The sequence below is a fragment of the Microbacterium sp. genome (assembly GCF_047606685.1).
GTDB lineage: Bacteria > Actinomycetota > Actinomycetes > Actinomycetales > Microbacteriaceae > Microbacterium.
In genome coordinates, this window is the sequence record NZ_JASGEC010000058.1 from 1 (window position 1) to 13,992 (window position 13,992).

10 protein-coding genes and 1 tRNA gene are annotated in these 13,992 nt (G+C 71.6%); 3 read left to right on the forward strand and 8 right to left on the reverse strand.

The features are described from left to right. Positions 1-311 precede the first annotated feature (311 nt). From QM611_RS06575 to QM611_RS06590, 4 genes are all read right to left on the reverse strand, one after another. Complete coding sequence (locus QM611_RS06575; RefSeq protein ID WP_415079110.1) at positions 312-1,220, reverse strand: alpha/beta hydrolase; 909 nt, start codon at positions 1,218-1,220, stop codon at positions 312-314. Between the two features lie 27 nt (positions 1,221-1,247). Next, complete coding sequence (locus tag QM611_RS06580; RefSeq protein WP_415079111.1) at positions 1,248-2,729, reverse strand: aminotransferase class I/II-fold pyridoxal phosphate-dependent enzyme; 1,482 nt, start codon at positions 2,727-2,729, stop codon at positions 1,248-1,250. A 221-nt stretch (positions 2,730-2,950) separates the two neighbouring features. Then, positions 2,951-3,038 (reverse strand) — tRNA-Ser (locus QM611_RS06585). Between the two features lie 58 nt (positions 3,039-3,096). Next, positions 3,097-3,537 carry a pyridoxamine 5'-phosphate oxidase family protein gene (locus tag QM611_RS06590; protein ID WP_415079112.1) on the reverse strand — a complete coding sequence of 147 codons (441 nt, stop codon included), beginning with the start codon at positions 3,535-3,537 and terminating at the stop codon, positions 3,097-3,099. Between the two features lie 170 nt (positions 3,538-3,707). Between QM611_RS06590 and radA the strand changes: the two genes are divergently transcribed. Beyond that, positions 3,708-5,084 (forward strand): DNA repair protein RadA, encoded by a 1,377-nt coding sequence (radA, locus tag QM611_RS06595; protein WP_415079113.1) that lies wholly within the window; start codon positions 3,708-3,710, stop codon positions 5,082-5,084. 553 nt (positions 5,085-5,637) lie between these two features. Here radA and QM611_RS06600 read toward each other — a convergent pair. From QM611_RS06600 to QM611_RS06610, 3 genes are read right to left on the reverse strand one after another with little or no spacing between them, the layout of a single operon-like run. Further along, entirely contained in the window at positions 5,638-7,014 is a 1,377-nt protein-coding gene (locus QM611_RS06600) for an NADP-dependent succinic semialdehyde dehydrogenase (RefSeq protein WP_415079114.1), read from the reverse strand. Between the two features lie 15 nt (positions 7,015-7,029). Beyond that, the gene (locus QM611_RS06605) at positions 7,030-7,728 is read right to left on the reverse strand and encodes a hypothetical protein (protein WP_415079115.1); all 699 of its coding nucleotides are present in this window, start codon (positions 7,726-7,728) and stop codon (positions 7,030-7,032) included. A gap of 55 nt (positions 7,729-7,783) precedes the next feature. After that, positions 7,784-8,299 carry an amino-acid N-acetyltransferase gene (locus QM611_RS06610; protein ID WP_415079116.1) on the reverse strand — a complete coding sequence of 172 codons (516 nt, stop codon included), beginning with the start codon at positions 8,297-8,299 and terminating at the stop codon, positions 7,784-7,786. Between the two features lie 121 nt (positions 8,300-8,420). Here QM611_RS06610 and QM611_RS06615 point away from each other — a divergent pair, with 121 nt between their 5' ends. Further along, a complete protein-coding gene (locus QM611_RS06615) occupies positions 8,421-10,925 on the forward strand; it encodes a circularly permuted type 2 ATP-grasp protein (protein ID WP_415079117.1) in 2,505 nt (834 codons plus the stop codon). Next, complete coding sequence (locus QM611_RS06620; protein WP_415079118.1) at positions 10,922-11,794, forward strand: transglutaminase family protein; 873 nt, start codon at positions 10,922-10,924, stop codon at positions 11,792-11,794. Before QM611_RS06615 ends, QM611_RS06620 begins: the two co-directional genes overlap by 4 nt. Positions 11,795-11,800: 6 nt before the next feature. Here QM611_RS06620 and QM611_RS06625 read toward each other — a convergent pair. Further along, the coding region (locus tag QM611_RS06625; RefSeq protein ID WP_415079119.1) for an ATP-dependent Clp protease ATP-binding subunit at positions 11,801-13,992 on the reverse strand (2,192 nt) is incomplete at its 5' end.

The following is a 13,992-nucleotide window of genomic DNA, read 5'->3' on the forward strand; positions in this document are numbered from 1 at the left end:
GCCGCGCCCGCTCGTACTGACCCCGCGCCGGCGGCGCGCCCGCGCCACGCCCGGGCCACGCCCGCGCCCCCGCTTCAGCTCCGCAGTCGCTTCGTGCGGATGCCGCCGCCCCCACACCCGCACAAAGCGACTGCGCAGCATCCCATTCCCCGCTCCGCAGGTGCCACCTGCGGATGCGCGCTCCGAGCACCCGCGACAAGCGACTGCTGAGCGCTGGCCACCCGAGCGCCGGCCACCCGCGGGCGGGCCACCCGAGCGCCGGCCACCCGCGGGCGGGCCACCCGAGCGCCGGCCCCCCGTGGGCGGGCCGATCAGTCGCGGGCCGGAAAGCGCGCGTCGAGCCACGCGAGCACGTCGGCACGCACCTCGTGCTGCACGACCTCGTTGAAGACCTCGTGGCGCGCGTCGGGATAGACGAGCGTCGTGACATCCGTCAGCCCCGAGCGCGAGCGGTACGCGGCGGCCAGCCGGTGCACACTGCGCGGGCCGCCCACGGTGTCGTCGCGGCCGACGAGCAGAAGAATCGGGACGTCGCGACCCAGCCGCCGACGCGGCAAGCCGTAGATCCGCAAGCCTTCCGCCACCCCGAACAGCTTCTGGATCGGCACGCTCGTGGTGAGCGGGTCGTCGAGGAACGCTCGCCCGACCGACAGGTCGGACGACAGCCACTCGGTGCCCATGGCATCCGTCGCCTTCCACGGCGCGTTGAGGTCGCCCGCGTTGAGCGACCCGGGCCAGCGCAGCCCCGATCCGCTGAGCACGACCGCGTCGTAGGCATCCGGATGCTGGTTGAGCAGGATCTGCGCGAGGAACGACCCCCACGAGTGCCCGATCAGGATGAGGGGCAGGCCGGGGTTCTCGTCGCGGATCCGTTGTGTAAGCTGCCACACCGCGGCGACCGCGGCGCGGTGCCCGCCGACGCCCAGCTTGCCGAGCTTGGCCGCGTCTCCGCCGTGCTGGCGCATGCCCGTGCGGCCGTGGCCGCGGTGGTCGTCGGCGTACACCGTGAATCCCGCCGCGGCGAGCGCGCCGGCGAGCGCCGTGTAGCGACGGGCGTGCTCACCGACGCCGTGCGAGATCTGCACCACGCCGCGCGGCACGCCGTCAGCGACGTAGACGTCGTACACGATCTCGACGCCGTGCGCGTCGGTGAACGTGCGCTCGGCGGCGGGATGCTCCCGATCGGCCAGAGCTGCCGGCTCCGTCGGCGTGTCAGCCATGGGGTGCAGTCTACGACGACGCGCAGCTCAGCCGACGACCTGCACCGTCCGCAGGGTCGGGTCGGCCGCGTAGGCGATGCGCCCGCCGTCGGCGAGGGCCGCCCGCAGCGCGTCGAGCGCGGCGACCGACACGACCTCGCCGGGCGCGAGCACGGGCACCCCGGGCGGGTAGGGCGCGACGAGCTCGGCGCACACCCGCCCCACCGCGTCGTCGGCGGCGACCGCCTCGTGCCGCGCGAAGAAGGCCGTCCGCGGATCGGTCGCGGTGTCGGCGCGCACGGTCCAGGCGGAGGATGCGGCGGCGCGCCGCGGCGCGCCCCGATGCCGCTCGATCGCCCGGGCGAGGGCGTCCACGAGGCGTGCCACAGAGCGCTTGTCGTCGGCCATCGTGACCATCGGCACCAGCACGTCGCGGTCGGCCATCTCCAGCGTGATCCCCTCGGCGAGCAGCTCGGCTTCGACATCGTGGCCGTGCGCGCCCGAGCCCGCGAGCAGCACGACGAGCTTGGCGGGGTCGACTCGCAGCCCGCCGCGCCGGTCGTCCGGCGGGCGGTCGCGCAGCACCTCGACGCCGGGAATCGCGGCCAGCACCGTGCGCGCGTCGGCCACGAGCGTGACGAGGCGGACGACCAGGTCGGCTCCGTGGCGCTGCAGCAGGGCGCGCGAAGCATCCACACTCGCCAAGATCGCCCCCGACGGGCTGGTGGTGTGGGATGCCTCGAACCCCCGCTCGAGCCGGTCCGCGTCGAGCAGACCGCCGGATCGCGTCGTGCGCGCGAGCAGCAGCGCGCCCTGGCTCCACGCGGGGAGGGTCTTGTGCGCGCTCGTCACCAGCGCGTCCGCCCCGAGCGCGAGCGCGTGCGCCGGCACGTGCGGTGAGAACCCGAAATACGCCGCCCACGCGGCATCCACCACGAGCGGCACGCCCACCGCGTGCGCGGTGCCCGCGAGGCCTTCGATGTCGGACAGCGTGCCCACGTACGACGGGTCGCCCAGCACAACGCCGCACGCGTCGGGGTGCGCAGCGAGCGCGGCGGCCACGGCGTCGACCGGGACCGCGGCCGGCAGTCCGGTCGCCTCGTCGAGCTCGGGCCGCACCCACACCGGGCGCAGACCGCTGAGCACGAGGCCGAGCAGCACCGAGCGGTGCAGAGTGCGCGAGACGACGACCGGCTGACCCGGCTCACCGAGCGCGAGCAGCGCAGCCTGGTTCGCGTGCGTGGATCCGCCCACCGACATCCGGCACCAGTCCACGCCCCACGCGTCGGCCGCGCGCGACTCGGCGAGCGCGAGGAGCCCCTCGGACTGCTTCATCGTGTCGAGCCCGGCGAACAGCGGCACGTCGCCACGCACCACCTCGCCGACGAGGTCGGCGCGGTGCTTGTGTCCGGGGATGCTGAACGGCGTCACGGCGCCGTCGCGCGCCCCCGCGGTGAACCGCAGCCACGCGTCGAGCAGGGGTGCGTCGGCGGCGAGCCCGAGCGGGTCGCGGGTGTCGTCTGTGCCCACGCCTCGACGATATCCCGCGCCCTCGCAGCGCTGCACTCCCGTGCCGACTCCGCGAAATCTCCTGATCTCGCGCAGTCAGGCCGATCCGGCGCGAATCGTCCTGACTACGCGAAATAGCCTGATCTGGAGCAACCCCGCCAGCGAACGACGAGAATGTGTCGTCGTATGAGTGAAGCCCCGCGATCCCCTGTTTCCAAGGGTTCGCGGGGCTTCCACAAACGCGGTGACGGTGGGATTTGAACCCACGGTAGGGGGTTACCCTACACAACTTTTCGAGAGTTGCACCTTCGGCCGCTCGGACACGTCACCGCCCACGAGTGTACGTCACCCCGCAGGATGCCGCCAACCGCTGAGCCCCGCGCGGAGCTCAGCGCCGCAGCGCCGAGCGGAACCGCCGGCCCGTGATCTCGCGGGGGCTGATGCGGATGAAGTCCTGCTTGCCGGTCGGGCTCGCGCTGCGCAGGTCGAGCACTCCGGATGCCTCGATCTCGTCGTCGGCGTCGAGGCGCGCGGCCGTGCCGCGCACCACGACGCTCCACACGATGTCGCCGACGGAGTCCACCTCGAATGCCACGCGCGGATCGCGGGCGAGGTCGACGAGCTTGGCGCCGGGGGCCGAGCGCACGAAGATGCGCTCCTCGCTGACGGTGTAGTTCATCGGGAAGATGTCGGGCGCGCCATCGGGCCCCAGCACCGCGAGCCGGCCGAGCGACGCCGACCGCAGCGCGTCCCAGCATTCCTCGAGCCGCAGGCCCTCGAGGTCGCTCGACAGCGGGCGCGCGAAGGGTCCGGCGTCCTGCTCGCTCATCGGCTGCTCCTCCCACGTGGCACGTCTCCGCATCCTACGCGCCCGGCCGAAGGCTTCAGTGGTCACGATTCGCAGGCGCCAGCGCGGATCGCGGCAACTCAACCGACAACCCGCACTCTGGTGGAGAGCACGGCGGCGGGATGTCGGCGGCCCGCCGTACGCTGAGACACATGGCCGCACGACGCTCCAACGCGACAGCGCCGTACCGGTGCACCGAGTGCGGCTGGACCACTCTGCGCTGGGCCGGCCGCTGCGGCGAGTGCCAGCAGTGGGGCACCGTCGTCGAGGCCGCCGAGCAGACCGGCATCGCCCGCCGCATCGAGCCCGTCGCGCCGGGCGCCGCGCGCGCCGCCCGGCCGATCACGGCGTTCGACACGAGCGAGACGCCGCGGCGCACCACCGGCGTCGGCGAGTTCGACCGCGTGCTCGGCGGCGGGCTCGTCCCCGGCGCAGCAATCCTGCTCAGCGGCGAGCCGGGCGTCGGCAAGTCGACCCTGCTGCTCGAGGTCGCCGCGCACAGCGCGCTGGCCGGGCGCCGCGTGCTCTACGCGACCGCCGAGGAGTCGTCGGCGCAGGTGCGGCTGCGCGCCGAGCGCACGGGCGCGCTGCACGACGAGCTGTTCCTGGCCAGCGAGACCGATCTCGCGACGATCCTCGGGCACGTCGACGAGGTCGAGCCCGAGCTGCTCATCGTCGACTCCGTGCAGACGGTGTCGTCCGCGCACTCCGACGGCATCGCGGGGCACCCGAGCCAGGTGCGCGAGGTCGCATCCGCCCTCATCCGGCTGGCGAAGGAGCGCGGCCTGCCGGTCATCGTGGTCGGGCATGTCACGAAAGACGGCTCGATCGCCGGCCCACGCATCCTCGAGCACCTGGTCGACGTCGTGTGCCACTTCGAAGGCGACCGGCAGACGTCGCTGCGATTCGTGCGCGCTCTGAAGAACCGCTTCGGCCCGACCGACGAGGTGGGATGCTTCGACATGACCGGCACGGGCATCGACGAAGTGCCCGACCCGAGCGCGCTGTTCCTCGGCCGAGGAGCGGCGGTGCCCGGCACATGCGTGACGATCGCGGTGGAGGGCCGGCGCGCTCTGCCCGTCGAGGTGCAGGCGCTGACCATCAAGAACGGCGGGCCCAACCCGCGGCGCGTCGTCAGCGGCGTCGACAGCGCGCGCGTGGCGATGGTGCTCGCGGTGCTCGAGCGGCGGGCCGGCATCCCGGTGTCCGATCAAGACGTGTACGTGTCGACCGTCGGCGGGGTCCGCCTCGTCGAGCCCGCCGCCGACCTCGCGATCGCGATCGCGGTTGCCAACTCGGTGCTCGACCGCACACTGCCGGCGGGCGTCGCCGCCGTCGGCGAGCTCACTCTCGCCGGCGAGATCCGGCCCGTGACGCAAGCGGCGCAGCGGCGCGGCGAGGCGGAACGGCTCGGCTACCGCAATCTCGTCGACTCGTTCTCCGAGACTCTGCGCGGCGCGTTGGACGACTTGCGCGGCGGTGCGGCGGTCGCCGGGCGCGCGCCGCTCGACGATCTGCCCGATTTCTGATACCGCGCGGCGATGAGCCGCGCGCGGGCCGCCAGCGCGCCGACTATGGATTCCGCACGCGCCGGCACTGTGCGAGGCACTGCCCGACCGTGCGATAAAAATCCCAGGTCAAAGGAAATAAACAAATCTCGCTGGCAACACTCGCCACGGCGCGCCAAGTCCATTCATCTGCACAGAAACCTGCGGAATCCGTAGGTCACGGATAGGTAACGGAAGAGTCAGCTTTCCCTCAAGACCCTCGTCCGCGCGGACCGGTCGGAGTACGTTCGAAGTACCGAAGCGAGGGCGTGGGGACGCCTCGCAGCTGCAGGCAAGTCGCACGTTTTCGCTGTGCCTGTCTGGAGACAGGGAAGGGGCCCTCTCGAATCCTCCATTGGGGACTGGACGACTCGAGAGGGCCCTAAATGCTCGCCGCGGGGTTCGAACGCCGATTCGCTGGGGACGATCCGGCTCTAGCTGCTGGGGACAGTGACGAACCCTCTGTTGCAGGAGCTGTCACCCATGTTACGCGAGTGCGCAAGAAGTTGTCTGTCCCCATTTCGGGGGACAGGGATTAAGCCTTCCACACCGTCTTGAGATTGCAGAACTCGCGCATTCCGACTGCCGCCAGCTCGCGGCCGACGCCCGAGTCCTTAACCCCGCCGAACGGCAGCTCGGGGAACGACGCGGTCATCCCGTTGACGAAGACGGCGCCGGCATCCAGATTCCGCACGAACCAGTCCTCCTCCTCCGCGTCGTTCGTCCACACCGCCGAGCTCAGCCCGAAGGTGGTGCCGTTCGCGATCGCGAGCGCCTCCTCGCGGCTCGACACGCGATAGACCGTCGCGACGGGCCCGAACGCCTCCTCCAGGTACAGGCGCATGTCGGGCGTGACCGCCTCGAGCACGGTCGGCGCGAAGAACCAGCCGTCCCGATCGGGAGCGCTGCCCCCTGCGAGCACGGTCGCGCCCTTGGCGACGGCGTCGGCGACCTGCTCCGCCAGCTCGTCGCGACCCGACTCGGTGGCGAGCGGACCGACATCCGTCTGCTCGTCGAGGGGGTCGCCCACCGTGAGGGCCGCGACCTTGTCGGCGAACAGCCGCGTGAACTCGTCGTAGACGTCGGCGTGCACGATGAACCGCTTCGCGGCGATGCACGACTGGCCGTTGTTCTGGTTGCGGGCGGTGACGGCGACCGTGGCAGCCTTCTCGACGTCGGCGCTGGGCATCACGACGAACGGGTCGGAGCCGCCGAGCTCGAGCACGACGTGCTTGACCTCGGAGCCGGCGATGGATGCCAGTGAGCGCCCGGCCGGCTCGGAGCCGGTGAGCGTCGTCGCCTTCACGCGCGGGTCGCGGAGCACCCGCTCGACGCCCGAGGCCGGGATCAGCAGCGTGTGGAACGCCCCCACCGGGAAGCCCGCGCGCTCGAACAGCGTGTCGAGGTACAGCGCCGCCTGCGGCACGTTCGACGCGTGCTTGAGCAGTCCGGTGTTGCCCGCCATGAGCGCGGGCGCGGCGAAGCGCAGCACTTGCCACAGCGGATAGTTCCACGGCATGACGGCAAGGATGATGCCGATCGGGTCGTAGCGCGTGCCGGCGGCGGACGCGCTGACCGCGCTCGCGTCGTCGAGCGACTCGGGCGCGAGGAACTCCTCGGCGTGGTCGGCGTAGTAGCGCATCCCCTTGGCCGACTTGAGCACTTCGGCGCGCGCCCCCTTGATGGGCCGGCCCATCTCTATCGTGATGAGCCGGGCGAGATGCTCGATGTCGTCCTCCATGAGCTGGGCGCCCGCCCGCATCCACTCCGCGCGCTGCGTGAAGGTCGTCCCGCGCAGCGTGTCGAAGGCCGCGTGCGCCGACGCGATGCGGCGGTCGACCTCCTCGTCGCTGTGCGGCTCGAATGTCTTCTCGATCTGACCGGTGTACGGGTTCGTCGTGGCGATCGCCATGGCGTGCTCCTCGGGCTAGTACAGGAGGAATTGCTTCGTCTCGTCCGACTCTACGCCGCCAATCTCGACGCTGAGGTGGTACGAGGCGCCGCCGCCGGTCGCGCGGGCCCGATCCGAGTCGTCGCAGCTCTTCACGGACGAGCGCGTGCGGTCCCACTGCACGGGCTTGGCGCTCTCCACGCGCTGGCCCGCGGCCAGCAGGACCACCTGGTCGCTGGATTTGGACTGGCAGTCCGTCGATCGCCACCACACGTCGCTGCCGCTGGTCACGACGAACTTCTGCGTACTCGTGCCGACGTTCAGCGTGCAGTCCGTGTCGCCGGTGTTCTTCAGCGCGATGGAGAACTTGGGCTTCTGGTTGGCCCGGTAGGAGTCTTTGTCCACGATCGGCTCGACACTCAGATCGGCCGCCTTGCACGCGGCGACCGTGGCGGCGGTCGACGACGGGTCCGGGGTCGGAGTGGACGTCGGCGTCGCCTTCTTCGTCGATGACGGCGTCGGGCTCGCCTCCTCGTCATCGGGCACGGGAAGAGACAGCGCGCTCTGCTTCGCAGTGGTTGTCGGTGTGGGCGCCGCCGCCGAGCCACGCCACGGCTGGGCGATCAGCAGCCACACGAGCGCGGCGACCACGACGAGCGCGAGGAGGACGACAATGCGCCGGCGCCGGTACACGGCCGGGGAGTGCCGGCGGCGGGGCGAGGACGGGCCTGACATGCGCCCAGGGTAGGCCGCGGCATCCCTGCCGGCGCGATGGCGCGCCCGGCGCGGGTCAGAGCGTCTTGAGCATGCGGGTATTGCCGAGCGTGTTCGGCTTCACGTGCGCGAGGTCGAGGAACTCGGCGACGCCCTCGTCGGGCGAGCGGATGAGCTGCGAGTACACATCGGGGTCGACGACCTGCTCGCCGATGGGCTCGAATCCGCGGCGCGCGAAGAAGTCCACCTCGAACGTCAAGCAGAACAGGCGGCGCAGCCCGAGCGTGCTCGCCTCCACCTCCAGCGCCTCCACCAGCGCGCGGCCGACGCCGTGGTGCAGCCAGTCGTCGGCGACGATGAGCGTGCGGATCTCGCCGATGTCCTCCCACATCACGTGCAGGGCGCCGCATCCGATCAACCGGCCCTCGCGGTCCTCGGCGACGAGGAACTGCTGCACCGACTCGTAGAGCACGACGAGGTCTTTGCCGAGCAGGATGCGGCGGTCCACGTACGGCTCGAGCAGGGCCAGGATGCCGGGAACATCCGCTGTGACGGCGGGCCGCACCGTGTAGGCGTCCTGATCGTGTGGCACCCGTCCAGCCTATTCCGCCCGCGGCGCCGTCACAGGCGCCCGCGCCGGACGAATACTATGCAATGGTGCGGTTCCGCTGTCAGCTCGAGTCGGCGCCGCCCTTCCGGGGGGTGAAGGTCTCGTGAGCCTGCTGCGCGACTACGCCGACGCCGTCACCCGGCCGCCGCTGGTCGTCACCGACGACGTCGCGCCACGCTACGACGAGGTCGTCGCTCCCGACGGCGCGTTCCGCACAGCGTGGAAGGGCGTGGCATCCGTCGCCCTCGGCCTCACCCCCGACGAATTGCGCCGCCTCGACGGCGAGATCACCCGCTTCCTCGCCGACGACGGCGTGAGCTACGTGCGCTCCGACACCGGGCCGCAGGCGTGGCAGCTCGACCCGGTGCCACTCATCATCGACGCCGCGACCTGGTCGCGGTTGGAGGTCGGCCTCGCGCAGCGCGCCGAATTGCTGAACGCGCTGCTCGCCGACCTGTATGGTCCGCAGCGGCTGCTGTCGACCGGTGTCGTGCCGGCCGCGGCGGTGCTGGGGCATGCCGGGTTCGCGCGCCCCCTCGCCCGCCCGACCCGCCCGGACGCCACTCCGCTCGTACTGACGGGCACCGACCTGGGACGCGACGCCGCGGGCGAGTGGCACGTGCTCGCCGACCGCGTGCAGGCCCCGTCCGGCCTCGGCTACGCGATGGAGAACCGTCGCGTCATCTCGCAAGTGCTGCCCGAGCTGTACCACGAGAGCGGCCTGCACCGCGTCGAGCCGTACTACGCGGCGTTGCGGGCAGCGCTCATCGAGTCGGCGGCGGATGTCGCCGAGCCTCGCGTCGTCGTGCTCTCGCCCGGCACGTACTCCGAGACGGCGTTCGACCAGGCGTTCCTCGCGAACGTGCTCGGGTTCCCGCTCGTGCAGGGCGAGGACCTCGTCGTGCGCGACGGGTGGGTGTGGATGAAGCCGGCCGGCTGGCCCACCGCCGCGCCGAGCGAGCGCGTCGATGTCATTCTGCGGCGCGTGGACGCCGACTGGTGCGACCCGCTCGAGCTGCGCGCCCACTCGCAGCTCGGCGTCGCGGGCCTCGCCGAGGCGGTGCGGCGCGGGCGGGTGCGCCTGGTCAACGGGCTCGGCGCGGGCGTGCTGGAGAACCCGGCGCTCATGCCGTTCCTGCCCGCGGTGTGCGAGACGTTGCTCGGCGAGCAGCTGCGCCTGCCGTCCGTGCCGACGTGGTGGTGCGGCGACCCGTGCGCGCGCGAGCTCGTGCTCGACCGGCTGGCGGCGGGCGACCCGACGCTCGCGGTGCGGCTCATCGACGCGCCGCGCCGCGCGCTGGCGGGGCTCGACCCGCACCAGGTGCGCGAGCGCGTGCTCGCCGCCCCGCACCGGTTCGCCGGCCAAGAGCGACTGCCGCTCTCGCAGGCGCCGGTGTGGGACACCGGAGGCGGCCGAGTCGACGCGCGCGGGCTCGTGTTCCGCGCGTTCACCCTGCGCTACGGATCGGCGTACCGCCCGCTCGTGGGCGGCATGGCGACGGTGCGCGAGCGACCCGACGACGCCCCGATCGCGAAGGACGTGTGGGTGCTGAAGTCGGCGGTCGCCGACCCCGACCAGGGCCTTCCCGAGGTGCTGCCGCTGCCGGTCGCCCGCTCCGCCCCCGCCCTCGGCCCGCGCGCCCTGGAGGACATGTTCTGGGCGGGCCGCTATGCCGAGCGCGCCGAAGACCTCCTCCGGCTGCTGCTGACCACGCAGGCCCAGCTCGACGAGCGCGGAGTCGGCGCGGAGTCGAGCCAGAGCGTGCGGGCCCTGCGCGCCGCGCTGAAAAGCCTCGCCGGCGCGCCCGCGGCCGACCTCGAGGCCGAGCTGCGCTCGCTGCTGCTCGACACCGGTCGCCCCGGCTCGGCGGCGCACTCGCTCGCCCGGCTCCGCGACGCGCTGGAAGGAGTGCGCGACCAGCTCTCCGGCGACACCTGGCGCGTCTTCTCCAGCATCGATCGCGCCACCAAGGCGCTGCGCGCGTCGTCCCGCTCGCACCGCACCGCCGAATCGGGCGGGCGGATGCTGGCGGCGACCCTGTCGCTGTACGGCATCACGGCGAGCATGATCCGGGATGCCGGGTGGCACATGATCGAGACCGGTCGCCACCTGGAGCGAGGTCTGCAGGTGTGCCGGCTGCTGGCGGCGACCATGGGCAAGCGGGGCGGGCAGCACGCGGACCGCGACATGCTCGAGACGCTGCTGACCGCGGCGGAGAGCATCGTGACGCACCGCCGCCGCTACCGCGGGTCGGTGCGCGCCTCCGACGCGCTCGAGCTGCTGCTGCTCGACGGCGGCAACCCCCGCTCGCTCGCGTTCGCCCTCGGCGAGGTGCGCGCGCACCTCGCCGAGATGCCGGCGTCCACCGGATCGACGCGTCCGGAGCGACTCGTCGAGCACCTGGAGAGCGAGCTGCGCGACGTCGACGTCGCGCAGCTCGCACAGGCGCACGGGGAGCGGCGCCGCCGGCTCGCGCGGTTCCTCTCCGACACCGTCACGAGGCTCTCGCAGCTGGCCGACGCGATCGACGAGCTGCACTTCGAGGCCGGCCCGCCGCCGCAGGCGATGTCGTCGCTGTCGCTCATCGAGGAGAGGGCGCGCGCGTGAGATACCGGGTCTTCCATCGCACCGACTACGCCTACAGCGGCCGCGTGCAAGACAGCGTGGGGCAGTTCCATCTCATCCCCCGCGAGCTGCCGTGGCAGACGGTGTCGTCGCACGCGGTCACCGTCGACCCCGCGCCCAGCGACGTAGAGCGCGATATCGACTATTTCGGCAACTCGGTCACCTACTTCCACGTCACCGACCCGCACTCGCGGCTGAGCATCGAATCCACGAGCGAGGTCGAGGTCACAACGCCGGAGTACAGCGAGGCGGCCCTGTCACAGCCGTGGGAGAACGCGCGGCCACTGCTCGCCCCTGACACGACCGGAGCGTGGAGCGCGACCGAGTTCGCGCTGGAGTCCCCGCGCGCGGCGCTGGAGCAGTCCGCGCGCGAGTACGCCGCGGCATCCCTTCTCCCCGGCCGCCCGCTCGGCGAGGCGGTGAGCGACCTGATGCACCGGATCCACGCCGACTTCGACTACGACAGCACGGCCACCACCGTCACCAGCACCGTCGCCGACGCGATGCGCAAGCGCGCGGGGGTGTGCCAGGATTTCGCGCACCTCGCGCTGTCGGGGCTGCGCGGGCACGGTGTGGCGGCGCGGTATGTCAGCGGGTACCTCGCGACCCGTCCCGCGCCCGGGCAGGAGCGCGTGTTCGGGGCGGACGCCTCGCACGCGTGGCTGGCCGTGTGGGCGCCGGGGGGCGAGTGGCTCGCGATCGACCCGACGAACGACCAGTGGGCCGACGACCGGTACGTCACCGTCGCGTGGGGGCGCGACTACGGCGACGTCTCGCCCGTGAAGGGCATCATCTTCACGAAGGCGAAGCGCTCGACGCTGCGCGTCTCGGTCGACGTCGCTCCGCTCTGAAGCCTCTTACGAGTTCGCCGCCAGGTCGGGGGTCGCGGCGATCTCTCCGCCGGAAACCACGCCCACCGCGACCTTCTCGCCGCGCGGGCCGTGGTCGAACGTGAACTCGCCCTTCTCGATGTCGACCTTCACGTGGTCGCCGGCCTCCAGCTCGCCGTGCAGGATCTTCTCGCTGAGCCGGTCTTCGACCTCGTGCTGCATCGCGCGGCGCAGCGGCCGCGCGCCCAGCGCCGGGTCGAAGCCGATCTCGATGAGCTTCTCCTTCGCGGCCAGCGTCAGCTCGATCGTCATGTCGCGGTCGAGCAGCCGCTCCGAGAGGCGCTTGGTGAACAGGTCCACGATCTGCACGAGCTCGGGCTTGGTCAGCTGCGGGAACACGATGATGTCGTCGACGCGGTTGAGGAACTCGGGCTTGAAGTGCCGCTTGAGCTCCTCGTTGACCTTGCCCTTCATGCGGTCGTACGACGTGGCGCTGTCGCCCTCGACCTGGAACCCGACCGGGCCGCCCGCGATGTCGCGCGCGCCCAGGTTCGTCGTCATGATGATGACGGTGTTCTTGAAGTCGACGACACGGCCTTGGCCGTCGGTGAGGCGGCCCTCCTCCAGAATCTGCAGGAGCGAGTTGAAGATGTCGGGGTGCGCCTTCTCGATCTCGTCGAACAGCACGACCGAGAACGGCTTGCGCCGCACCTTCTCGGTGAGCTGGCCGCCCTCCTCGAAGCCGACGAACCCGGGAGGGGCGCCGAACAGCCGCGAGACGGTGTGCTTCTCGCCGAACTCGCTCATATCGAGCGAGATGAGCGCGCCCTCGTCGTCGAACAGGAACTCGGCGAGCGCCTTGGCCAGCTCGGTCTTGCCGACACCGGTGGGCCCGGCGAAGATGAACGACCCGGATGGGCGCTTGGGGTCTTTCAGGCCTGCGCGCTGACGGCGGATCGTCTTCGACAGCGCGGCGATCGCCTCCTCCTGGCCGATGACGCGCTGGTGCAGCGCCTTCTCCATGAAGACGAGGCGGCTCGACTCCTCCTCGGTGAGCTTGAAGACCGGGATGCCGGTGGCCTGGGCGAGCACTTCGGCGATGAGCCCCTCGTCCACCACGGCGTGGGACGCGACATCCCCGCTTCGCCACTGCTTCTCCAGCCGCAGCCGCTCGGCCAGCAGGCTCTTCTCCTCGTCGCGGAGAGAGGCGGCCTTCTCGAAGTCCTGCTCCTCCGACGCCGCCTCCTTGGCCTGGCGCACGGTCGCGATCTTCTCGTCGAACTCGCGCAGCTCGGGCGGGCTGGAGAGGATGGACAGGCGCAGGCGCGCCCCCGCCTCGTCGATCAGGTCGATGGCCTTGTCGGGCAGGAACCGGTCGCTCACGTAGCGGTCGGCGAGGTTCGCGGCGGCGACGATCGCGCCATCCGTGATCTGCACCTTGTGGTGGGCCTCGTAGCGGTCGCGCAGGCCTTTCAGGATGTTGATCGCGTGCGGCAGGCTGGGCTCGGCGACCTGGATCGGCTGGAAACGGCGCTCGAGTGCGGCATCCTTCTCGAAGTGCTTGCGGTACTCGTCGAGCGTCGTCGCGCCGATCGTCTGCAGCTCGCCGCGGGCCAGGAGGGGCTTGAGGATCGAGGCCGCGTCGATCGCGCCCTCCGCCGCGCCCGCGCCGACGAGGGTGTGGATCTCATCGATGAACACGATGATGTCGCCGCGGGTGCGGATCTCCTTCGTGACCTTCTTCAGGCGCTCTTCGAAGTCGCCGCGGTAGCGGGAGCCGGCGATGAGCGAGCCGAGGTCGAGCGAGTAGACCTGCTTGTCCTTCAGCGTCTCGGGCACCTCGTTCTTCACGATGGCCTGCGCGAGGCCCTCCACGACGGCGGTCTTGCCGACGCCGGGCTCGCCGATCAGCACGGGGTTGTTCTTGGAGCGGCGCGACAGGATCTGCATGACGCGCTCGATCTCCTTCTCGCGCCCGATCACGGGGTCGAGCTTGTTCTCGCGCGCAGCCTGGGTGAGGTTGCGGCCGAACTGGTCGAGCACGGCCGAGCCGCCCTGGGCGGACTGCGGGCTCTCGTGCGCGGCGCCGGAGACGGCGGCGGGCTCTTTGCCCTGGTAGCCGCTGAGCAGCTGGATGACTTGCTGCCGCACCTTGTTCAGGTCGGCGCCGAGCTTGACGAGCACCTGGGCGGCCACGCCCTCGCCCTCGCGGATGAGGC

What these genes read in the sequence shown, in the direction of transcription:
- QM611_RS06575 (WP_415079110.1), bottom strand. Translation starts at nt 1,220, where the DNA reads ATGGCTGACACGCCGACGGAGCCGGCAGCTCTGGCCGATCGGGAGCAT.
- QM611_RS06590 (WP_415079112.1), bottom strand. Translation starts at nt 3,537, where the DNA reads ATGAGCGAGCAGGACGCCGGACCCTTCGCGCGCCCGCTGTCGAGCGAC.
- radA (WP_415079113.1), top strand. Translation starts at nt 3,708, where the DNA reads ATGGCCGCACGACGCTCCAACGCGACAGCGCCGTACCGGTGCACCGAG.
- QM611_RS06600 (WP_415079114.1), bottom strand. Translation starts at nt 7,014, where the DNA reads ATGGCGATCGCCACGACGAACCCGTACACCGGTCAGATCGAGAAGACA.
- QM611_RS06605 (WP_415079115.1), bottom strand. Translation starts at nt 7,728, where the DNA reads ATGTCAGGCCCGTCCTCGCCCCGCCGCCGGCACTCCCCGGCCGTGTAC.